At 33.5% G+C, this 22,080-nt stretch carries 21 protein-coding genes; all 21 read left to right on the top strand.

All coding sequences use genetic code 11. From position 1 onward, the window contains the following. The first annotated feature begins 150 nt into the window (after positions 1-150). Positions 151-696, top strand: coding sequence for an acyltransferase family protein (locus tag ACFX5F_RS12240; protein ID WP_379852319.1), 546 nt, complete (start codon positions 151-153; stop codon positions 694-696). 12 nt (positions 697-708) lie between these two features. After that, entirely contained in the window at positions 709-1,137 is a 429-nt protein-coding gene (locus ACFX5F_RS12235; RefSeq protein WP_379852318.1) for a hypothetical protein, read from the top strand. A 10-nt stretch (positions 1,138-1,147) separates the two neighbouring features. Continuing rightward, positions 1,148-2,455 (top strand): MATE family efflux transporter, encoded by a 1,308-nt coding sequence (locus ACFX5F_RS12230; protein ID WP_379852317.1) that lies wholly within the window; start codon positions 1,148-1,150, stop codon positions 2,453-2,455. Positions 2,456-2,505: 50 nt separating this feature from the next. Further along, positions 2,506-3,231 (top strand): SGNH/GDSL hydrolase family protein, encoded by a 726-nt coding sequence (locus ACFX5F_RS12225; RefSeq protein WP_379852316.1) that lies wholly within the window; start codon positions 2,506-2,508, stop codon positions 3,229-3,231. Positions 3,232-3,414: 183 nt separating this feature from the next. Beyond that, on the top strand, positions 3,415-4,521 hold the full coding sequence (locus ACFX5F_RS12220) for a hypothetical protein (protein ID WP_379852315.1): 1,107 nt from the start codon (positions 3,415-3,417) through the stop codon (positions 4,519-4,521). Then, on the top strand, positions 4,514-5,068 hold the full coding sequence (locus tag ACFX5F_RS12215) for an acyltransferase (RefSeq protein ID WP_379852314.1): 555 nt from the start codon (positions 4,514-4,516) through the stop codon (positions 5,066-5,068). The genes ACFX5F_RS12220 and ACFX5F_RS12215 overlap by 8 nt, the downstream gene beginning before the upstream one ends. A gap of 281 nt (positions 5,069-5,349) precedes the next feature. After that, positions 5,350-6,501 (top strand): acyltransferase family protein, encoded by a 1,152-nt coding sequence (locus ACFX5F_RS12210; protein ID WP_379852313.1) that lies wholly within the window; start codon positions 5,350-5,352, stop codon positions 6,499-6,501. Positions 6,502-6,509: 8 nt separating this feature from the next. Then, complete coding sequence (locus tag ACFX5F_RS12205; RefSeq protein ID WP_379852312.1) at positions 6,510-7,451, top strand: glycosyltransferase family 2 protein; 942 nt, start codon at positions 6,510-6,512, stop codon at positions 7,449-7,451. A gap of 33 nt (positions 7,452-7,484) precedes the next feature. Next, a complete protein-coding gene (locus tag ACFX5F_RS12200; RefSeq protein ID WP_379852311.1) occupies positions 7,485-8,594 on the top strand; it encodes a glycosyltransferase family protein in 1,110 nt (369 codons plus the stop codon). A 286-nt stretch (positions 8,595-8,880) separates the two neighbouring features. Beyond that, complete coding sequence (locus tag ACFX5F_RS12195) at positions 8,881-10,116, top strand: glycosyltransferase family 4 protein (protein WP_379852310.1); 1,236 nt, start codon at positions 8,881-8,883, stop codon at positions 10,114-10,116. Positions 10,117-10,170: 54 nt separating this feature from the next. Beyond that, complete coding sequence (locus ACFX5F_RS12190; protein WP_379852309.1) at positions 10,171-11,457, top strand: hypothetical protein; 1,287 nt, start codon at positions 10,171-10,173, stop codon at positions 11,455-11,457. A gap of 5 nt (positions 11,458-11,462) precedes the next feature. Beyond that, positions 11,463-12,632, top strand: coding sequence for a glycosyltransferase (locus ACFX5F_RS12185; RefSeq protein ID WP_379852308.1), 1,170 nt, complete (start codon positions 11,463-11,465; stop codon positions 12,630-12,632). Between the two features lie 29 nt (positions 12,633-12,661). Continuing rightward, a complete protein-coding gene (locus ACFX5F_RS12180; protein ID WP_379852307.1) occupies positions 12,662-13,834 on the top strand; it encodes a glycosyltransferase in 1,173 nt (390 codons plus the stop codon). Next, positions 13,834-14,376 (top strand): acyltransferase, encoded by a 543-nt coding sequence (locus tag ACFX5F_RS12175; RefSeq protein ID WP_379852306.1) that lies wholly within the window; start codon positions 13,834-13,836, stop codon positions 14,374-14,376. Before ACFX5F_RS12180 ends, ACFX5F_RS12175 begins: the two co-directional genes overlap by 1 nt. Positions 14,377-14,429: 53 nt before the next feature. After that, positions 14,430-15,272: a glycosyltransferase family 2 protein gene (locus ACFX5F_RS12170; RefSeq protein ID WP_379852305.1), complete on the top strand. Its 843-nt coding sequence runs from the start codon at positions 14,430-14,432 to the stop codon at positions 15,270-15,272. A gap of 130 nt (positions 15,273-15,402) precedes the next feature. Further along, positions 15,403-16,350: a UDP-glucuronic acid decarboxylase family protein gene (locus ACFX5F_RS12165; protein ID WP_379852304.1), complete on the top strand. Its 948-nt coding sequence runs from the start codon at positions 15,403-15,405 to the stop codon at positions 16,348-16,350. 462 nt (positions 16,351-16,812) lie between these two features. Next, positions 16,813-17,559 (top strand): glycosyltransferase family 2 protein, encoded by a 747-nt coding sequence (locus ACFX5F_RS12160; RefSeq protein ID WP_379852303.1) that lies wholly within the window; start codon positions 16,813-16,815, stop codon positions 17,557-17,559. A 265-nt stretch (positions 17,560-17,824) separates the two neighbouring features. Next, positions 17,825-19,009 (top strand): PDDEXK nuclease domain-containing protein, encoded by a 1,185-nt coding sequence (locus ACFX5F_RS12155; protein WP_379852302.1) that lies wholly within the window; start codon positions 17,825-17,827, stop codon positions 19,007-19,009. After that, entirely contained in the window at positions 18,960-19,211 is a 252-nt protein-coding gene (locus tag ACFX5F_RS16235) for a WecB/TagA/CpsF family glycosyltransferase (RefSeq protein WP_489753081.1), read from the top strand. The genes ACFX5F_RS12155 and ACFX5F_RS16235 overlap by 50 nt, the downstream gene beginning before the upstream one ends. 144 nt (positions 19,212-19,355) lie before the next feature. Then, positions 19,356-20,774, top strand: coding sequence for an undecaprenyl-phosphate glucose phosphotransferase (locus ACFX5F_RS12150; protein WP_379852301.1), 1,419 nt, complete (start codon positions 19,356-19,358; stop codon positions 20,772-20,774). A 524-nt stretch (positions 20,775-21,298) separates the two neighbouring features. Further along, a complete protein-coding gene (locus tag ACFX5F_RS12145) occupies positions 21,299-22,078 on the top strand; it encodes a polysaccharide biosynthesis/export family protein (protein WP_379852299.1) in 780 nt (259 codons plus the stop codon). Positions 22,079-22,080: the final 2 nt, after the last annotated feature.

The following is a 22,080-nucleotide window of genomic DNA, read 5'->3' as shown; positions in this document are numbered from 1 at the left end:
CTGGTTAATAGATACGAGAACAATTGACCAATTAATCAATTACTTATTTAATGTTTTAGTATAAGATACTACAAAATAATTTTTATTAGATAAATAATTTATGCAAAGAATAAAAGCTTTAGATTCCCTCCGATTTGTCTGCGCCTTCTTGTGTTAGTAGGACATTTAGGGTTCCCCTTACCTTATTTTATGAATGAAGAAACTGGAACAAATGTGATAATGATAAATTTGGGCAAAGTGACAGGACTAATTTTTAATGGACCTGCCTCTATTATTTGTTTTTTTATAATAAGTGGTTTTTGTATCAACTTCCCTTTTCGAAATCAACAGTCAATCAATTTGTTGTCTTATTTTTCAAGACGTTTATTGCGGATAGGGATACCGGCATTGATTGCGTTGGCTCTTTATGTCAATTTTAATGACGGTTTTCTAAAAAAGGAACCACAATTAGGAGTTTTATGGAGTGTTATTTGTGAGATGATTTATTATCTAATATTTCCGATCCTTTTTTATATCAGAAAATCAATAAAATGGGACTATATATTCTGCGTCGCTTATTTTATATTATTTTCAGTATTACTATTCAATCTAGATTTGGTTACGGAATCTAATAATGCGTATTCCCCTTCACTATATTTAGGGTGGTTAATTGGGCTTTCTTGCTGGCTGCTTGGTTGCTGGTTATCTGAAAATTAAGATCGATTTACTTTGTTAAGCATTAAAAAAATATGGCTGTTACGTATTTCTATGATTGGTGTAATTACAACTCTTCGTATTGTACAGTTTCATGTTGACTCTCCTTTTGCCAGTAATGTATTTACCTTAAATATATTTTCAATAATAGCCTGTGCCTGGATAGGATATGAAATTATTTATTACCAAAATAATGAACCATTAAAAAGTTTAGAAAGTGCAGGGAAATGGAGTTATTCTTTATATCTGGTGCATCCCATTGTTTACAATATTCTTTTTTACTTAAACTATAAAGAAACAGGTCATTTAATTGTCATAATAGTTGCTCTACTACTTTCTTACGTTTTTTATTTGCTGGTTGAAAAACCGTCGCATCTATTTTCTGTTTTTGTTAGTAAACAGTTTTTAGAGAAAAAAAAAGTAGATTCATTGATTAAGATTTAAAAATAGTATAATGAAGCAAAGAATTTCCCATCTAAAACAGCATCCCAGTTATGACAAGGCGATGCATTGGGGTAAATTATTATCTATCACAGGTGCTGCTCAATTAATAGTACAAATTGTTGGTTTCGCTAGCGGAATATTAATAATTAGATTGCTTTCTACTCAAGAGTATGCATTGTATACTCTGACTAATACGATGCTTGGGGCAATGACCTTATTATCAGATGGAGGTATTTCTACAGGAGTTATGGCTCAAGGAGGTAAAGTTTGGGAGGATAAAGAAAAACTTGGTTCAGTAATGACGACAGGGCTTGCCCTACGTAGAAAATTTGCATTAGGTAGCCTAATGATATCATTGCCAATTTTATTTTATCTATTAATGCATAATGGAGCTGGCTGGTTAACATCGTTTTTAATAACGATATCATTGATTCCTGCTTTTTTTGCAGCTTTGTCGGATTCTTTATTGGAAATACCGCTTAAACTGCACCAAAATATATTACCGCTTCAAAAGAATCAGGTGTATGTAGGTATAGGCCGTTTACTATTAGTAGGTTCAACTCTTTTTATATTTCCTTTTGCTTATATTGCAATTCTGGCCGCGGGGATACCGCGAATTTATGGGAATCTAAATCTTCGAAAGATTTCAAATAAATTTGTTGATGAAACTAAATTACCAGACCCGTTAATTAAAAAAGAAATCTTAATAATCGTAAAAAGAAGTCTACCAGCAGTTGTTTATTATTGTTTATCAGGTCAAATTACTATTTGGATAATTTCAGTTTTTGGCAATTCCACTTCAGTAGCACAGATAGGAGCCTTAGGAAGGCTGGCTGTACTTTTAAATCTTGTATCCGTAATTTTTGGCACATTGATTGTTCCAAGATTTGCACGAATAAAAAATCAGGACTTAAGGTTACGGGGTATTTATTCCAAAATAATAGCTGGTTTTTTTGTTTTTGGTTTTTTTATAGTTGTGTTTACTTGGTTTTTTTCGGATTACTTACTTTGGATTTTAGGGAAAAACTACGCAGGATTAAAGACGGAGTTAACATTAATGATAATTGGGAGTTGTATTAATTTGATAATGAGCATCGGATTTTCACTATATTTAAGCAGGGGGTGGATTCTAAAGCCACATATTTCAATTTCAGTTAGTGTGATGCCTATAATTTTAGGTTGTTTCATGTTTGATATATCAAATTTAAAAGGAGTATTGTATTTAAATAGTTTTGTTGCTTTAATCCAAATGATATTGCATGTTGGTTTTGGATTTTATAAAATATTAAAACTGGAGAAGAAATACCAAACAAATTAAAGAAGAGTATTTAGAAAAATTTGAATAGTTTTATTACTTAAATAATTTATATGTTGTTAAATAAAATTTATTGCATTGGAGATAGTCATGTATCTGTTTTTTTAGGTAAGGATGCGATATCACCAATTTATCCTGAAAAATGTAATTCATTATTTAGTTATTTTGACGTGACCAGAATTGGTTCAATTACTGCATTTAACATTGGAAATCCAAAATCAAGTACTCAAGCCAAAGTAAAAATTGATTCACTAATAAGTAATGTAATACCGAAAGGAAGTGTAATTATTTTTAGTGCCGGAGAAATAGATATAAGGGTTCATTTGCTTAAACAAGTCGAAGCACAAAAGGAAAGTATTCAAAAAATTACTTTTCAAATTATTCAAAATTACTTATTCCTATTGAGGCAGTATTCTGAACGTGGATATATAATTGTAGTATTATCTCCTCCGCCTTCTGCTTTTAAAGTGGAAGATGATCCATCTTATCCGAGATATGGATCCGAGCAAAATCGAAATATTGCGACTAAAATATTTAATGATATTTTGAAGTGTGAAGCAGAAAAAAAGGGTATTGGATATTTAGATATATATACTAACTATGTTGACAGTAACAATTTTACTAAAAGAAAGTATTTGTGGGATGGAATTCATCCATCAACTGCTGTTATAATAGATATTATTTTTCAGCTAAATAGTAAACTTAATACAAACTTAACTATTTCTTTTTGTTGGAATGTTAGGGAGTTTCTAAGGAAAATCAAGGCATTTTTGAATTAATTACTTAATTTTTTGTAAAAAAGAATTTTATAGTTTTTTTTTAATATTTATTAATCTTAAAATTGTTAATTAAATTAATTGGAAATTTTTTTTTAGTTAGAAAAGAGTTTTTTTTACTAGCTTTTAATTCAATATAATGGTTTGAAATAAATTATTTAAGTTTTAGATTAAATATTTAAATTTATGAAAATACTCTCTTTTCAACCCGCTTCCCTCTATCAAAATGGGGGAATGGGACGATTGTTACGCCGCTTATATCAAGGACATGAATCGGATATAATTGGGGTATACATAAATAATGGGAATGCTCCAGTAAAGGAAGGACTTATTAAAGAAATTGTGATATCTAGTTTTCCAACGCAAAGGTCATGGATGCGATGGAAATTAAGAACATTTTTCACATGGGTGCGAGAATCTGTATTTTATTATTTTACGAAATATAAAGTGGAGAATGCGGTAGCAAAAATATCATTTGATATTATACATGTAATCAATCATGGTGTTTTTTCGGCTATTTTATGTAATGAAAAATATTTAATGAAAAAACAGTTGTGGACTTCATTTCATGATCATTATTCATTATGTAGTTCTTATAAAGATACGCAACAATTATGGAATCGTTCTGATAGAAGATTGATGATTTCAGTAGAATTAGGAAAAGAATATCAAAGAATTTTTGGTAATAAAAATTTTGAACTTATTACAGACGGAGTGTCTCATAAAGAAATTTCCAACCCTAAAGTAATGAACCAAAATCAAATTAGCATATATTTTGCGGGATTATTACATATCGATTATTATCCGCTTTTTAAGGTTTTGTCAGATTCTTTAGATATATTAATTAATGAGGGATATTCATTTAAGCTTATATTAAGAGGTACACAAGAAATAAATTTTTTGAAAGGTAGAAAATTTGCAATAGATTATAGGTCTGACTTTATTTCAGATGAAGAAGTCAAAAAAGAACTTGACATGGCTGATATTCTCTACTTGCCTATTAAGTTTTCGCTACCGGATTTTTATTTATACAGTTTATCCACTAAAATGATTGGTTATTTAGGTGGCGCAGGAAAAATACTATATCATGGACCTTCTAATAGTGCAGCTTGTACGTTGTTACAAAAAAGTAATGCTGCAATTTCATGTTTGTCTTTAGATGAATCAGAAATGGTTAATAAGCTTAAAGAAATAATTGATACTGACCTAAAACTAGCATATAACGCTAATGAGTTGGCAAAATCTAACTTTGAATTAACTGGTATACAGAAATTATTTTGGAAATATGAATAATTATATAAAAAAATCTAGTTCATTTTTATCAGAACTTAGATTGTATTTATGCAATCATTTTATTTCTAATATTCCAAGTCATACTATTCGTTTGTTGTTCTATAGAGAATTTATGAGTTTTAATATTGGTAAAGGAAGCTCTATATTTATGGGGTGCAAATTTGATTGTGCAAGAGGGCTTACTATTGGCGTTAATTCTGTAATCAATGCTCGATGCAGGCTGGATAGTCGAGGGGGGCTTATAATAGGAGACAATGTTTCTATTTCCGAAGATGTAATTATACTTACAGCTGATCATGATATGGACGCAGCCGATTTTGCTGGACGAAACAAAAATGTTATTATAGAGGATTATGCTTGGATTGGTACACGAGCTATGATTTTGCCAGGTATCAATACTGGAAAAGGTGCAGTAATAGCTGCTGGATCTGTAGTGACAAAAAATGTAAATGCTTTTCAAGTTGTTGCTGGTGTGCCTGCTAAATTTATTAAAATGAGAAATCAAAATTTGGAATATAAAAATAACTACAAACGTTTATTTCAATAATAATTTATCATAAAAAGATTTAGTTGACTTATTAAATTTTAAATTTATCTGTAAGCATTGAAAAAAACGGATATGGAGATCATCTTCTTTTTTATCGGTTGATTCAAGTAAATAAGGAGTTGCCTATTATACGAAGATCTTTTGTTCGAGAATTTATAGGTAATAGTAATTCCTTTTGCGTTATAAACATAATTAACAAGGCGTGGTTGAAACTGTTGAATTGATGGAAGAAAGTGAATTTGGGGCAGTAAATCTGGAAAATCATGAAAACGAGGACATAAATGGATAAAAATACAAAAATTATAAGTTTAGATGTTTTGAGAGGTCTTGCCTGTTTGGCGGTAACTATACATCATATTTTTATGTTTAATCCTGTTTTTTTCAAAAGTTATACTACAAATATTCCTTCTGGGAATGGTATTATTGACTTTTTAAATTTTTCTGCATTAAAATTTGTTTGGGATGGACACGCTGCTGTTATCTTATTTTTTGTATTAAGTGGATTTGTGTTGTCAATTTCTTTCTTTAAGAATGATACATTAAATTATAAAAAATATTTATTAAAAAGAATGTGTAGGATATATTTGCCTTTTGCTGTTATAATTGCAATTGGGTCTCTGGGGTCTAATTATTTTAAACATTATGAACGACTGTTAAAATTTACAGATTGGTTAAATAAAGCTTGGAATAAGTCCATAACGGGAACTAATTTTATTGATTATTTATTGATGAGAGATTCGGATTTTGTTTATTTATCACAATCTATTTGGTCGCTTCCGGTAGAAATAAAAGTTTCAATTTTTCTACCCTTTGTCATTGTTTTCTTCAAAAAAATAAAACCCAAATATGATTTGGTATTCGTTTTATTAAACATGATAGTCTATCATGTGGGTAAACGCCTGGGCTTACAAGATATATTGCCTGATTTTGCATTATTGTATTATCTTACATTTTTTATGGCTGGTATTTCTTTATATAAAAACCATCAGCAATTTGTCACTATAATCAGTAAATTAACTACTACGGTAAAAATGGCACTCTTTTTTGTGTCTATAATGCTGTACACTAATTATTCAAATTTGGTATTCTTTTTACCATGGCTTACGGCGTTTTTAGAAAAAATGATGCCAAGTGATTATCTTATTACTTTGGGTTCAGTGTTACTTATGCTTTTAATACTCTCTACGAGCTCCGATAATAAATTTCTCTCAAATAAATACCTTGTTTATGTCGGTAAAATATCATTTAGTCTTTATTTAATTCACCCTATTGTAATCATGATTATCTGTTTTACGATGGGCGCGGTATTGCCTTTTTATGTTTTACATCCATTGTGTTTTGTTGCCTCATTGATTGCTGCGGTTGCTTTTTATAAATTTATAGAATTACCTACCAAAAAATTAGGGTTTGTATTAACAAAAAAATTAAAGTAAAAATAGTAATGGTAAAAGTATCTATTTGTATACCAACCTATACCAGGTTAGCATATTTAAAAGAATTAGTAGATTCTTGTTTGAATCAAACTTATAATGATTTTGAAATATGTATTTCTCAAGACGCAACATCAACTGGAATAGTGTCAGAAATTAAGGATTATTGTCAAGATTTAGAAAACAAACACGCCGATATTGTAAAATACAAAGCTCAAAAAACTAATTTGGGATTAGCAGGAAATTGGAATGCTTTAGTCGAAATGGCGCAAGGAGAGTTTGTTTTTATTCCAGGGGATGATGATTTGATTGCTGAAAAATTTTTAGAAAAATTACTTGTTCCAGAAAATTTAAATGCAGATGTAATTTTTTGTAATCAAAATTTTATAGATCCCAAGAGCGCTGTTTTAAAAGATCTTACTATTGATCTAAATAACCATTATAAACGAGATTTGTTAAATAATGGCTCTATTGCGCAACCTATAATTGCTGTTTTAAATGGTTCGGTACCAATGTCTTCGTCTTTAATAAGACGAGAATGGTTTTTGAAATTTTCTTTTGACAATTTTATAAACACGCCAGAGTTAGAAGTTTTTTTAAAAATTGCGGTTTCGGGTGGTAAATTTGTTTTTATAAATGAAAAATTGTCTTCTTTTCGTATACATCCTGGTTCAGCTACTAATTCAGGTTTGACCACAGGAAGATATATATCTAATATAATCGATATAGAAATTCCTGTTAAATATGAAGAATTCAAAGCTGATTTAGTACAAAAGTCGATTATACCAGCAATTAATAATGCCATAAAGAAAGGAGAAAAACAGATGGCCATCAAATTGTTTCATAGCGGGTATTATCCTAAAAATAAAAGTATTTATAAACAATCACAAAAAATGCTTTTAATACTACCTAATTTTATAGCTGCTTTTTTTTTAAAATTAAGAGATAAATAGTTTTTAATTAATTACTAAAATAGATAATAACTAATGAAAATACTCTTCATTTGTGGCTCTATAGAATCAGGTAAAGATGGAGTAGGCGACTATACCAGACGGTTGGCTGGTGAATTAATTCGACAAGTTCATGAATGTGCCATAGTTGCAATCATGGATAAAGGCGTAGAAGAATCAAGAGAGGAGCAACAGGATAGTGAACAAACTAATATTCCGGTACTAAGATTACCATATAGCAATGGCTATAGATTAAATTGTAAGGAAGCTAAGGATTGGATAGATGCCTTTAACCCCGATTGGATTAGTTTACAATATGTTCCTTTTTCTTTTCACCCTAGAGGATTACCTTTTGGTCTTGGGGATTCAATTCAACTACTTGTCAAAGGAAGAAAGTTACATGTTATGTTTCATGAGTTATGGGTGGGGATGAATACAGAAGCTTCGTTTAAACTAGTACAGTGGGGACGGGTACAGAGAGCAATGATTAGATCATTTATAAAAAATGTAAATCCTTTAGCGATAAATACCCATACAAAATTGTATCATCTACAACTAAATAAAATTGGCGTAAGTGCTTCTTTGTTGCCTTTGTTTTCTAATATTGCAGTAGTTTCTTCTAATACAATATTTAAAGACCCCGATCTTTTACGTTTCGTAGTATTCGGTACGATTCATCCTGAAGCACCCATTGAATCATTTGCTAGTAGCGCAAGAAAATATGCAATCGATAATAATTTAGATATTGAAATCCTTTGTATAGGGCGATGTGGATCTGAGTTACAACGATGGATAGACATTTGCAAGTCAAAAAAAATAATGATAAGAGTATTAGGCGAACAACCAAGCGCAAAAATATCCGAAGTTCTTAACTCGGCCAGTTGGGGTCTTACGACTACCCCTCTTCTCACATCTGAAAAAAGCGGTACTGTGGCTGCGATGCTTGAACACGGATTACCGGTATTATGCATAAGCAAGCCGTGGCGAGTAAAGGATTTTCCTATAGACTATACTCCTTTTGGCGTGCAGTCATTTAAAGAAGGGGATTTAACACCTTTTTTAAATACAAAAAATGAAAATATAATAATTAATACCGTATCGTATATTTCAAATCAGTTTTTAGTTTCATTGCTAAAATTTAAATAAATAATGAAAATACTTTTTTCGCATCCTATTGAAAAGGCTAATGTACGGGCTATAGCTAGTGCATATGACTGGAAGACCTTTTATAAAGTTTTTAAAACCTATCTCTTCCTTTTTCAAAATATTTAACATTGAATCGTGAATGATAATAAATGACTATAGTTATAGCAATATGAATTAGGGGCTCTTCAAAAAACTTTTTTTGATATTTTCTATAATAAGCAATTACTAAAGTTCTACTTGTATAACCATGAATTTTTAATTTATTCATGACTAAAATTTAAGATTAATGAAAATTATAGTTTCCAATTTTGTGAGGCAGCATACTCATCTGCTAGGTAAAGTTCTTTATCAGAACAATGTTTTATTTAAATTTTTCACTTCTTTAGGGAAAAGTTGCCTTCCAAATCAAACTTATCAAAATAATAGAGTCTTAAATTTTTTTATTGGTAAAAGTTTAAAGAAAAGGAATTTTGAAATTCCGAGTAATCTTATTGATACAGTGCCTTATTGTGAACTACTACGGCAGGTCATAATAAAAACAGGAATTAAATTGGATTTATGGCATGATTTGCAATTCGATATCTTTTATGACAAAATCGTATCAAAGAAATTGCTAAAATTGGATTTTGATATTTTTATTGGTGCTGAAAAATGTAGTTTTTATAGTTTTAAAATTGCAAAACAAAAAAATAAGATTACTATTCTAGATCTGGCTGCCGTTCATTATAAACAAAATGAAATATTAAGAAATTCTTTTGAGGAATATAAAGCTGTTTCTACCAATATTAATGCTTTTAGAAAATTAAATTCTTATAAAGAGAAAGAAATAAAATTAGTGGATTACTATTTTTGTTTGTCGGAATATGCAAAACAAACATTAGTCGATGCCGGTATTAATTCTAAAAATATTTATATTAATAATTTAGGAATCGATTTAGATACGTTCAGACCAAAATTAAATTATGACTTGGCATCCAAAGTTCTAAAAGTTTTATTTGTTGGAAGAATTTCAAGACTGAAAGGCGTTCTATTATTATTAAAAACTGTGGAGATACTTAAAAATAAATATAATGAAGAATTTGAATTTACATTTATCGGTCCCCTTGATCCATCGATTGACATTAATTTACTAAATGAATCTACTGTAAATTATTATCCATATATGGATCACTCTGAATTAGCCAGTAGTTACCAAAACAGTGATGTATTTGTTTCTCCATCATTTACCGATAGTTGGGGGCAAACGGTTTTGGAATCAATGGCTTGCGGTACACCAGTTATTATTTCTGACAACACAGGTGCTAAGGATGCGGTTATACAAGGCGGCGGTTTTGTAATCCCAGTTGATGATAGTAATGCACTTATAGAAAAGCTAATTTATTTTCATCAAGATCGGACAAGATTAAAAATTCATGGTCTAGAGGCATCTCAAATTTCTAAGTCTTATAATTTTAAAAATTATGAATCATCGGTATTAAATTCTATAACGGATATTATGAAACGTAACAATATATCATTATAAAAATGTGCTTTAATTTTAGAGATAGTTAGTAACTATCTTATTTAAAATATTGAAATGAATAATGCAAATTTACAATCCCTTAAAAAAGGGATTTGGTTTTACTTCATCCTTTTAATTATAGAGGGAGGTTTGCGACGGTGGTTTTTACCAGGTCTTGCCACGCCGTTGCTTATCATAAGAGATCCTTTAGCCCTTTATTTATTGTTTAATGCTATTCGGTTTAATGTTTTTCCAAAGGATAAGATGATTCCTGTAATGTTTTGTATTGGTGTAATCAGCATTTTTACGGCGCTGTTTTTTGGTCATGGTGATTTAGCAGTTGCTTTTTTTGGTGCACGAATATTGCTGATTCAATTTCCGATGCTTTTTTTAATAGGTCATATTCTCGACCGTTCCGATGTACTACAGATTGGTAAAGTGATTTTGTGGATTTCTATTCCAATGGCCATCTTAATAACGATACAGTTTTATAGTCCCCAAACTGCCTGGGTCAATAAGGGCGTTGGAGACAGTCTGGAGGGAGCCGGATTTGGCGGGGCTAATGGTTATTTTAGGCCACCGGGTACTTTTTCTTTTATTAGCGGTTTGACTGCTTTTTTTGGTTTGGTCGCCTGTTTTGTTTTTTATTTTTGGCTGCAACCGCACTATGTGAACAAAACGGTATTAATAGCAGCGACTGTTGCAGTAATAGTTTCCATTCCCACTTCCATTAGCCGGACTTTATTTTTTGAAGTTGCTATTTCATTATTCTTTTTTTTATGGGCAAAATCAAGCCAGCCTGGTTTTGTAAAAAGAATGACTCAATTAGTGGTAGGATTTTTAGTGCTGTTTATTGTATTTTCAAATGTAAATGCTTTAAATACCCAAATCGAGGTATTTACGGATCGATTTACCAGTGCTAATGAATCGGAAGGAGGCTTAGAGGGTGTTTTATTGGATCGTTTTTTAGGAGGAATGGTCGGTGCATTTGAAAACATTGATGATTCACATGCCGTTTTTGGACAGGGTATCGGGATGGGTACTAACGTGGGTTCACAGTTGCTTGCTGGGAAAGTTGTTTTTTTAATTGCAGAGGAAGAGTGGGGAAGAGTAATCGGAGAAAGCGGGATCTTATTTGGTTTGTCGATTATTTTAATTCGAATCAGTATGACATTTAAAATAGCTTCAAAATGCTATAGCCGCTTCAAGCGTGGAGATTCTCTACCTTGGATGCTATTGAGTTTTGGATTTGTAATATTGTTAAGAGGTTACTGGTCGCAACCTACACTATTAGGATTTTATGTATTAATAGGGGGATTGATTTTGGCTTCCTTAAGAGAACCCGAAGAATTAATTGATTAAATAAAATGGAAATTGTACTATTTGTTCATCCTAATTTTTTAGGTTCACAAAGTATGCCTCGCTATGCCAACATGGTTTCAGAGGGCATGAATCAAAGGGGGCACCATATTCAGATTTGGACGCCCAAAGCCCGTTTTTATAGACTACCATTAAAAGGCGCAATAAAAAAATGGTTAGGGTATGTTGATCAATATATAGTGTTTCCATTGGAAGTAGTGTTTAAATTGAAACATTGCTCTGCTAATACACTTTTCGTTTTTGCCGATCAAGCACTGGGACCTTGGGTTCCGTTGGTTCAGAATAGGCCTCATGTTGTACATTGTCATGATTTTCTGGCTTTAAATTCGGCTTTAGGTAAAATACCAGAAAACCCAACAAGTTTTACCGGTAAAATCTATCAGAATTTTATCAGAAAAGGGTTTTCAAAAGGAAAGAATTTTATCTCGATATCCAAAAAAACACAACAAGATTTACATTTGCTTCATCAAGGAAACATTGAAACTTCAGTAGTCTGCTATAACGGACTGAACCGCCCTTTTGAAGTACTCGATACTCATTTATCACGCACTGTTTTTGGGAGTGAAGTAAAGCTTAACCTTACAAATGGCTATTTGCTGCATGTGGGTGGCAATCAGTTTTATAAAAACCGGAAGGGTGTGATTGAAATTTATACAGCCTGGCGCTCTAATGCGACTGTCAATTTACCACTGTTGCTGATTGGTTCGGCTCCTTCTAATGAATTGGCAGCCGTATATAAAAACGCTGCATTCAGAAAAGACATTCATTTTATCACAGGCTTGTCTGATGCGTTTATCAATGAAGCGTACTCGGGTGCCAGTTGTTTATTGTTCCCTTCCTTAGATGAAGGTTTTGGCTGGCCCATTGCCGAAGCGATGGCATGTGGTTGTCCGGTGATTACAACTGATGCCCCACCAATGACAGAAGTTACAGGTGAAGCCGACTTTTTTTTGATACCCAAGCGACCCTTTGATGAATTATTGGTGCCTGATTGGGCTTTGGATGCATCCCAACAAATTTCAAAAATTGTCCAACTCTCGGATGAGCAACAGAAAGTTTGTCTAGATGCCGGATTTGACAATATAAAACGTTTCGATACTAAACGTTCCTTGGATACTGTAGAGAAAATCTACCTATCCATTTTAGCCGTTAAATGAAAAAATAAAATTTTAGTTCTTTATTTTATATGAAAATATTACACGTCATCACCTCCATGGATCCTAAAACTGGTGGGCCTTCGCAAGGCCTTCGTAATTTGAGTTCCTTTAATATGAAACTGGGACTGGATGTTGAGGTTGTTTGTCTGGATGAAGTGAACCAAAATTATGGTGTAAATGAAGCTGTTTTTATCCATAAATTGGGGAAGGGAAAAACTTCTTTTCAGTACAGTCCAATTCTTTTAAGATGGCTTATTGCAAATATTTCACGTTTTGATTTCGTAAGTGTTCACGGAATATGGCAATATCCTAATTATGCGGTATATAAAGCCATTAAAATTCTTAAAAAGAGGAATGTAAAAGTTCCCAAAGTGGTCATAATGCCTCATGGAATGCTAGATCCTTATTTCCAGAAAGCGGCGGACCGAAAAATAAAAGCGATACGCAATGAAATCGTTTGGCGTCTTACCGAAAAAAAAGCAATTAATGCTGCCGATGCCGTTTTTTTTACGTGCGAGGAAGAGTTGTTGCTGGCCAGAACTACTTTTAAAGGATACAAGCCTAAAAAAGAGATTAATGTTGGATACGGTATTCAGAAGCCGCCCGTTTACACATCTCAAATGAAAACTGCTTTTGAAGAAATATGCCCTCAAGTAAATGATAAAAAATATTGGCTTTTTCTTAGTCGAATCGACCCTAAAAAAGGAATTGATGTGTTGATTGATGCGTATAATCAATTGATTGCCGAGAACCATTTGCTACCGGAACTTATTGTTGCGGGTCCTGCTGACAGCCCTTATGCACAAAGAATGATAGTAAAAGCGAGTACGAACTCCCATATTCATTTTTCGGGAATGCTAACCGGAGACAGTAAATGGGGTGCTTTTTATGGATGCGAAGCGTACTTGTTGCCCAGTCACCAGGAAAATTTCGGTATTGCCATTGTAGAGGCTATGGCCTGTGAAAAACCAGTTCTGATTACCAAAAATATTAATATCTGGAGAGAAATCGAAGCGGGCAAGGGAGGATGGATACTTGATGAAGTTAATGAGTCCTCTATTAGTCAACAACTTATAAACATGGCTAGTTTAACAAATTCCAATCTTAAAATAATAGGAAAACTAGCGTATGATACCTATGAAAATAAATTTGACGTTGAGGCAAAGGCACAGGCGTTTTTATATGCTTTAATGAATTTATAATGGAGCAAAATATAACTAAATACATAGATACCATCCCTAAATCAGATAAATTGTATCGTTTGAATTGGCGAATTATTTCCTTGTTTTTTTTCAAACCTTTTTCCTTGCCTTTTTTTAATGGTTGGCGGATTTTTTTGTTAAAAAGTTTTGGTGCTTCTTTGAAAGATAATTGTACCATTTATGCTTCGGCTTATATTCCTTCTCCTAGAAATTTAACCATGGGCCGGCATTCCACCTTGGGGCCTGAAGTGAAGTTGCATATTGGAAAAACGATTATAGGCGATAAGGTAACGGTCTCTCAACGAACGTATTTGTGCAGTGCCACACACGAAACTTCATCGCTAAATATTCCCTTTATTGCAGGAGAAATAATAATAAAAGATTTTGCATGGATTGCTGCGGAAGCTTTTATTATGACCAATATTACCATTGGTGAAGGTGCGATTGTTGGTGCCAAGGCAGCAGTATTTAAAGATGTAGACGATTGGACAATTGTAGGCGGAAATCCGGCTAAGTTCCTTAAAAAAAGAGAAATAAAGTAATCCGTTTGGGTTTTTGCGTAAAGCATATTTTAAAATATACTGAAAAAAAAATAATGAAATTACCGCTTAATATAACCATCGCCATCCCAATTAAAAATGAAGCGGCACTTTTGCAAGGCTGTCTTGATGCCATAGGGGGCGACTTTGCTGAAAAGATTATTATCCTTGATTCCGGAAGTACAGATGGGTCATTGGAAATTGCAAAAAATAACAATATTGAGGTACTGCATTTTAAATGGAATGGGCAGTTTCCAAAAAAAAGAAACTGGTTTTTACAAAACTATAGACCTGCAACGAAATGGGTTCTTTTTTTGGATGCCGATGAATATTTAAGTGACTCCTTTAAAGCTGAGGTAAGAAGTAAAATTGATAATGAAAATTTAGTAGGATTTTGGTTGAGCTATACGCGCTATTTTCTTGGCAAAAAATTAAAGGGTGGTTATCCTTTGCGTAAATTGGCGTTGTTTAGAGTTGGTGCAGGGGAATATGAAAGAATTGAAGAAAATAATTGGAGTACGCTGGATATGGAAATCCACGAACACCCCGTGCTCCTTGGCGCGATTGGAGTGATAAAAAGTGAAATTGACCACCTTGATTTCAGAGGAATTTCTCATTATGTAATCAAACACAATGAATACGCGAGTTGGGAAGCGGAGCGGATTATAAAAACAGCCAGCGATTCAACGGTAAAAAAATCATGGACGTGGAAACAAAAAATTAAATACAAATTATTGTTGAGTCCATTCATAGGTCCTGTCTATTTTTTAGGGAATTATTTTCTACTGGGCGGCATCCGTGACGGTGCCAGAGGGTTGACGTTTTCGATCTTAAAAGCCTCCTATTTTACACAGGTATATTGTAAGATAAAGGAGAGTCAATTAACGGAAAAACATTAAATATAAAAAATTACTGGAGTTAGATTAAATTAGATTACCATTACTTTTTAATTTTTTTTTAATCCATTTTCGGCTCGTACTTACTACTATATACTATTCATAGTTACAATTATTTGCAAATAAAATAATAATGAAAAAAATTCTAATTACCGGTGGTGCCGGCTTTGTGGGTTCTCATTTGTGCGAAAGATTATTAAGGGAAGGTAATGACGTCATTTGCCTTGACAATTATTTTACAGGAAGTAAAAATAACATTATCAAATTGTTGGACAATCCGCATTTTGAGATGGTGCGCCATGATATCACGGAGCCTTATTATGCTGAAGTGGATGAGATCTACAATTTAGCCTGTCCTGCTTCCCCCATTCATTATCAGTACAATCCGATAAAAACCATAAAGACCTCTGTCATGGGAGCCATTAATACTTTAGGTCTAGCGAAACGGGTTAAAGCGAAAATTTTGCAAGCCAGTACCAGCGAAGTGTATGGGGATCCTCATGTGCACCCGCAAAAGGAAAGTTACTGGGGGAATGTAAACCCCATAGGAATACGGTCTTGTTACGATGAAGGAAAACGTTGTGCCGAGACCTTGTTTATGGATTACCACAATCAAAATGACGTAGCCATAAAAATTATTAGAATTTTTAATACTTATGGTCCTAATATGAATCCCGCAGATGGTAGAGTAGTTTCTAATTTTATTGTGCAAGCTTTGAAAGGGGAGAATATCACTATTTTCGGCGATGGTTTGCAAACGCGCTCTTTTCAATATGTAGATGATTTGGTTGAGGGTATGATCCGCATGATGAATAGCGATCGTTCTTTTTTGGGGCCGGTGAACATTGGGAATCCTAACGAGTTCACGATGCTCGAATTAGCTGAAACTGTAATTGAATTGACAGGTTCCAATTCTAAGATTATCCATCTTGCTTTACCGCAAGATGACCCAAAACAAAGGCAGCCAGATATTTCTTTAGCTAGAGAAAAATTGCAAGGTTGGGAGCCCAAGGTGCAATTACGAGAGGGGCTTAAAACGACTATAGCGTATTTTGATTCGCTTTTGATGGCAGGTAAATAGCCTCTTTTTTCGAAGGAAGTTAAATTCTATTAAATACTGACAATGTCTTCTAAATGCAGTTCGTTCTTTTTTGCATTGCCCAAAAAAGAGCCAAAAAAAGCTAGCCCTGAACTGTTCGCCGACCCGCTATTTTCTCAATTCTGAAATTCAACGAACTCGCTTCGCTCAAACAGCGTTGAATTTTTCCAGAATTTTCGAAAGCGGGTGCCCGGCTGCCACAGTCAAAGGGCGTAGAAATATGTGTATTACAGCAAAATTTGTGTTTTTAATGGCTTAGCGCCGCCTGGCTCCTTCTCTAAAATAGCCCTCCGTACTGTTTATTAACGCTCGGCCCAATATTGATTTTTTTATCAAAAAAATTATGCGTCAAACTCACGAAATTATTATCAAACACTAGTTTTATCTAATAGGTTTATAACCTAAAAACAAAAAAATCTACCTTTTTTTAAGTTCCACTAAAATATGCGTGTTTCCATAATTACAGTTTGTTACAATCGAAAAGCTACTATCGAAAAATCGATAAGAAGTGTTTTAGGTCAGGATTATCCCAATATTGAATATATCGTTATTGACGGTAATTCTACAGATGGTACAAAGGAAATCATTCAATCCTATTCGGATAGAATTACAACCTATATTTCTGCGCCCGATAATGGCATGTACGATGCCATCAATAAAGGATTGCGTTTGGCAACTGGGGATATTGTAGGACTCCTGCACTCTGATGATGAATTTTATGACCTTACTGTTGTAACCAAAATTGTAGCGGCTTTTAAAAATTCACCCGATACCGATGGTTTGTATGGGAATGGTATTTATGTTTCCAATGATACTGAAGAAAGAATTGTTCGGAACCGTATAGGCGGTGGGTACGATGTCAAAAAAATCAAGTCGGGATGGCTACCGTTGCATCCCACCGTTTATCTAAAGAAATCAGTTATTGACAACTATGGTTTTTATAATTTAGATTTTAAGATTGCCTCTGATACAGAGTTCCTTTTGCGTTATTTATACAAGCACAAAATAAACGTAACATATCTTAATGAATATGTAGTAAAAATGCGAATGGGTGGATTAAGTACGAGTTATAAAAGGGCGTTTGAGGTATTGTATGAGGATTACAGGATTTATAAATACCATCAACTTTCAGCAGTGCGCACTGTTTTTCTTAAAAAATTAAATGCCGTAGTTCAATATATAAAAAAATAGGAACTTTTTTATAGAATCATCTACTATACTGCATACATAACTGTTTACAAATCGAACTAAAAAATAGGTTCCGTTTAAAATTTTAATTATTTTCCAATAAATTACTCAATTATTTATGTCATTCTTAAAAGGCTTAGCCGCTTCCTCTCAGCTAGTGCGAGCGTCACGCTCGTATTCATTACAAAACTAAAAGTATTGTTTATTATGGCACGAGCAAGATGCTCGAGCCAGCGGAGACTTGATTTAAACTAACAAAAAGAGGTCTATGAATAGTGAAATCGAAAGATACAAAGGATTACTGACCAATATCAAAAACAGGGTACGTCAGGGACAACTGAAGGCAAATCTTTCTGCAAATGCCGAAATGCTCGCAACCTATTGGGACATTGGCAAAATGATTCATCTGCAACAACAACAAAAAGGTTGGGGAAAGGGGGTTATTCCTAAACTGGCCAGTGATTTAAAAAATGAACTAGCTGAGGTAAAAGGGTTTTCCGTGAGGAATATCCAGATGATGATACAATTTTATAATGAATATTCCGATTTTTCAATTTGGCAACTAGCCGTTGGCAAATTAGATATTGATGCAGTTACGAAACTGTCTGTTGCGCAATTAGAAAGCAACTCAATTTCTCAAGCGCCCGTTGCAAGATTAAAGAATAATTCAATTACGCAACTGTCCGTTGCGCAATTACAAAACATTCCCAATGAATCTCTATTAATCACAAAAATTGGATGGACACAACACACTGTCCTTTTACAAAAAATAAAAGACATGCCTATTCGGTATTGGTACATGCAACAAATCCTTGAACAAGGCTGGAGTCGTGATACCTTAGTAACACAAATCAAAAGTAAAATTCACGAAAGACAAGGTGCTTTAGTCCACAATTTTGATACTACACTTACCAATGCGCATTCGCTTTGGGCAAAACAAACCTTTAAAGATCCTTATATTTTTGATTTTTTGACACTGGCTACCGAGTTTTCTGAACGTGAATTAGAGTTGGAACTCTTAAAACACGTTGAGAGATTTTTACTGGAACTCGGTGCAGGCTTTGCCTTTGTGGGACGTCAATACAAACTGGAAATCAGCGACAAAGAGTTTTATATTGATTTGCTCTTTTACCATATTAAAATGCGTTGTTTCGTGGTTATTGATTTAAAGAAAGGCGATTTCCTTCCGGAATACGCAGGCAAAATGAACTTTTATTGCTCTGCGGTCGATGACATCTTAAAACACGAAACCGACAAACCCACCATTGGGCTGATTCTGTGTAAAGGTAAAGACAGGATTTTTGCCGAATATGCATTGCGCGATGTAAACAAACCCATTGGTGTATCAGAATACGAACTCACACAAATGTTGCCCGATAATCTAAAATCGAGCTTACCAAGCATTGAAGACATTGAAAAAGAATTTTTTGAAGCCAATAATCAAGATAACTGATCCTACCACCATAACCGCACTTCTTATCTGCCGCAATCGCAAAAACAATACGGAAGTTCGCTCGCATCCGTTTTGGATACAATTGCGACTGGAATGGTTCATTCGTTTGGTAAAGGAACCCAAGAGTATGTGGAAAAGGTATCTGTATTACGGTCCTGTTTTTATCAAGTTGATTTTGAGGGAGAAGTTTAATCGTTTATAAAAAGTTTAACCGTTTAAGAAAAGCGAAGGTTATTTTTCGTTTAGCCAAAAAAAAAAATGCGATCGATTAAACAGTTAACCAATTAAACAAATAACAGAGCGTAATCCCAAAAATTAAAAGTAAAATAGAAATCTCCAATAAGTTATGTCATTATTAAAAGAACTTTCCGCTTACCGTTTTTCTCGTTATTTCAAACTCGGCTTTGTGCTATGGGATCTGTTGCTATTAAACGGAGCGATCATTCTATCCTTTCTGATTCGTTATCAGAGTTTAGAACGGATGCATCTGAAGGAAGTAAGAACTATTTCATTATTATCAAACCTTCTTTGGGTTTTTTTATTGCTCTACAAAGATGCCTATAGAATTATTCGGATTGAGCGGATCGAATCCATATTGATACGCATGATTAAACATATAACTATTCTTCTATCGTTGATTACTGTATTTGTGACTGTTTTGAAATTCTCTGAAATTTCCCGTTTGAGAATCCTGTATTTTTATTTGATTTTTTTTATCTTACTTTTTATGTCCCGTGTACTGTTCATGAAATTTTTAAAATACATCAGGGCCGAAGGCTATAATTTTAAAAATGTAATTATAGTAGGGGCAAATGATGCCGGGGAGAACATGCGCAAGATATTGTCAAAAGATTTGACTTACGGGTATCGTATCTTGGGGTTTTTTGATGATAAAGTAGATCCATTTGCGCCAATTGGAGCCCCTGTACTAGGAGGTTTTGATGCCATTGAAGATTATATCAGCACGAACAACATCGATGAGATGTTTATAGCTTTACACATTGATCGCATTAAAACAATCCACCAATTAACGGCTTTGTGCGAACGTAATATGGTGCGTATCAAATTTATTCCTGATTTCCAATTGTATACAAAATCGCGAAAGGTTGAAATCACTTTTTACGAAAATACGCCTGTATTGATGTTGCGCAAAGAGCCTTTGGAAGGGTCCCTTAATCGACTGTTGAAAAAAACAGTTGATCTTTGTTTTTCCCTAGGGGTTATTGTTTTGATTTTTCCTTGGTTGTTCCCGATACTGATTATCCTTATCAAATTGGATTCTCCGGGACCGATTTTTTTTAGACAAAAGCGCTCTGGCAGAGATAATAAAGAATTTTGGTGTTTGAAATTCCGCACGATGCGGGTGAATTCGGCTGCAGATAAAAAGCAGGCAACAGTTGGTGACAAAAGAGTAACCAAGCTGGGTGCCTTCCTGCGCAAAACCAACATGGATGAATTGCCACAATTTTTTAATGTTTTTTGGGGTACTATGTCGGTTATAGGTCCAAGACCTCACATGTTAATTCATACGGAACAATATTCGGAACTGATTAATAATTATTTGGTGCGCCATTACGCCAAGCCGGGGATTTCGGGATGGGCACAGGTGAACGGCTTTCGCGGAGAGACTAAAGAATTGATCGAAATGAAAGACCGGGTGGATTATGATATTTGGTATATTGAAAACTGGAGTCTGTTATTAGATATGAAAATTATTTATCTTACGGTTTTTAATGTGTTTAAAGGGGAGGAGAAGGCTTATTAGTGTTCAGTTTTTTAGTGATCAGTGATCAGTGATCAGTGATCAGTGTTCAGTGTTCAGTGTTCAGTTTTTAGTGATCAGTTTTTAGTGTTCAGTGATCAGTTTTTAGTGTTCAGTTTTTAGTGTTCAGTGTTCAGTGTTCAGTGATCAGTGTTCAGTGTTTAGTGATCAGTTTTTAGTGTTCAGTTTTTAGTGATCAGTTTTCAGTTTTCAGTTTTCAGTGGTCAGTGTTCAGTGTTCAGTGTTCAGTGATCAGTGTTCAGTGATCAGTGTTCAGTGTTTAGTGATCAGTTTTTAGTGTTCAGTGATCAGTGTTCAGTGTTCAGTTTTTTAGTGTTTAGTGTTTAGTGTTTAGTGTTCAGTGATCAGTGCTTTTGTATTTATTCAGAGTTAAAACAAATTCCAAATTCTAAAACCGGCAATTTTTACAGTTATATTCTTTCAAATTGAATTCACTGGTTGTGTTGCTTTTTTAACTTAATACATTTTTTAATACCTATATTTGCAACTTTTAAAAATAAAAGCATATGAAATACTTTTCTTTATTACAAAAAACAATTCCACTGTTTTTGATTCTGTTCCTTTTTTCCTGTGCGTCGAGAAAGGACGTTGTCTACTATCAGAACATTGATACTATGGGTTCTCAAGAAAAGTCAACTTCTTATGAAATTAGAATTCAACCGGATGATTTGTTGAGTATTAATGTTTCTGCGGAAGATTCAGAAGTAGCTATGCCTTTTAATTTAAATCCTGCCAATCCATTGAGTGCAGGCAAGGAATCGGCGAAAGAGTCTGTGTATTTAGTTGATGTTAATGGCTTTATTGATTTTCCAGTTCTTGGTAAAATAAAACTTAGCGGGATGACCCGTTCAGAAATATTGGCGCTGTTCCAAAAAAAAATTTCCAATTATATTAAAGGACCAATAATTACTCTTGCCATAAGAAACTTCAAAATTTCTTTACAGGGAGAGGTCAATTCACCGGGAACTTATCCTGTGGTTTCAGAGCGAGTTACTTTAATTGAAGCGTTAACAATGGCGAAGGACTTAACTATTTATGGTAAAAGAAATAATATTCTAATTATAAGAGAAATTGACGGTGTAAAATCATATAATCGGGTGGACATTACCAAAGCTGATTTCATGTATTCCCCGTTCTATTATATGGCACAAAATGACGTCGTATACGTAGAGCCCAATAAAAGTAAAATCAGTGGATCAGCAGTGGGAGCTAATACAGGCCTGATATTTTCTGTCACCTCAATACTAATTACAGTTATTTCACTAATAATTACCACCTCAAAATAAGT

The sequence above is a fragment of the Flavobacterium zhoui genome, from assembly GCF_042787235.1.
Lineage (GTDB): Bacteria > Bacteroidota > Bacteroidia > Flavobacteriales > Flavobacteriaceae > Flavobacterium > Flavobacterium zhoui.
Note: the sequence above shows the minus strand (reverse complement) of the source record. Positions and strands in the feature narration are given on the sequence as shown.

Excerpts from the sequence above, each read along its gene's own strand:
- ACFX5F_RS12170 (WP_379852305.1), top strand. The coding sequence starts at position 14,430 with ATGAAATTACCGCTTAATATAACCATCGCCATCCCAATTAAAAATGAA.
- ACFX5F_RS12210 (WP_379852313.1), top strand. The coding sequence starts at position 5,350 with ATGGATAAAAATACAAAAATTATAAGTTTAGATGTTTTGAGAGGTCTT.
- ACFX5F_RS12175 (WP_379852306.1), top strand. The coding sequence starts at position 13,834 with ATGGAGCAAAATATAACTAAATACATAGATACCATCCCTAAATCAGAT.
- ACFX5F_RS12185 (WP_379852308.1), top strand. The coding sequence starts at position 11,463 with ATGGAAATTGTACTATTTGTTCATCCTAATTTTTTAGGTTCACAAAGT.
- ACFX5F_RS12220 (WP_379852315.1), top strand. The coding sequence starts at position 3,415 with ATGAAAATACTCTCTTTTCAACCCGCTTCCCTCTATCAAAATGGGGGA.
- ACFX5F_RS12145 (WP_379852299.1), top strand. The coding sequence starts at position 21,299 with ATGAAATACTTTTCTTTATTACAAAAAACAATTCCACTGTTTTTGATT.
- ACFX5F_RS12195 (WP_379852310.1), top strand. The coding sequence starts at position 8,881 with ATGAAAATTATAGTTTCCAATTTTGTGAGGCAGCATACTCATCTGCTA.
- ACFX5F_RS12180 (WP_379852307.1), top strand. The coding sequence starts at position 12,662 with ATGAAAATATTACACGTCATCACCTCCATGGATCCTAAAACTGGTGGG.
- ACFX5F_RS12160 (WP_379852303.1), top strand. The coding sequence starts at position 16,813 with ATGCGTGTTTCCATAATTACAGTTTGTTACAATCGAAAAGCTACTATC.
- ACFX5F_RS12200 (WP_379852311.1), top strand. The coding sequence starts at position 7,485 with ATGAAAATACTCTTCATTTGTGGCTCTATAGAATCAGGTAAAGATGGA.
- ACFX5F_RS12225 (WP_379852316.1), top strand. The coding sequence starts at position 2,506 with ATGTTGTTAAATAAAATTTATTGCATTGGAGATAGTCATGTATCTGTT.
- ACFX5F_RS12215 (WP_379852314.1), top strand. The coding sequence starts at position 4,514 with ATGAATAATTATATAAAAAAATCTAGTTCATTTTTATCAGAACTTAGA.
- ACFX5F_RS12150 (WP_379852301.1), top strand. The coding sequence starts at position 19,356 with ATGTCATTATTAAAAGAACTTTCCGCTTACCGTTTTTCTCGTTATTTC.
- ACFX5F_RS12155 (WP_379852302.1), top strand. The coding sequence starts at position 17,825 with ATGAATAGTGAAATCGAAAGATACAAAGGATTACTGACCAATATCAAA.
- ACFX5F_RS12205 (WP_379852312.1), top strand. The coding sequence starts at position 6,510 with ATGGTAAAAGTATCTATTTGTATACCAACCTATACCAGGTTAGCATAT.
- ACFX5F_RS12165 (WP_379852304.1), top strand. The coding sequence starts at position 15,403 with ATGAAAAAAATTCTAATTACCGGTGGTGCCGGCTTTGTGGGTTCTCAT.
- ACFX5F_RS12190 (WP_379852309.1), top strand. The coding sequence starts at position 10,171 with ATGAATAATGCAAATTTACAATCCCTTAAAAAAGGGATTTGGTTTTAC.
- ACFX5F_RS12230 (WP_379852317.1), top strand. The coding sequence starts at position 1,148 with ATGAAGCAAAGAATTTCCCATCTAAAACAGCATCCCAGTTATGACAAG.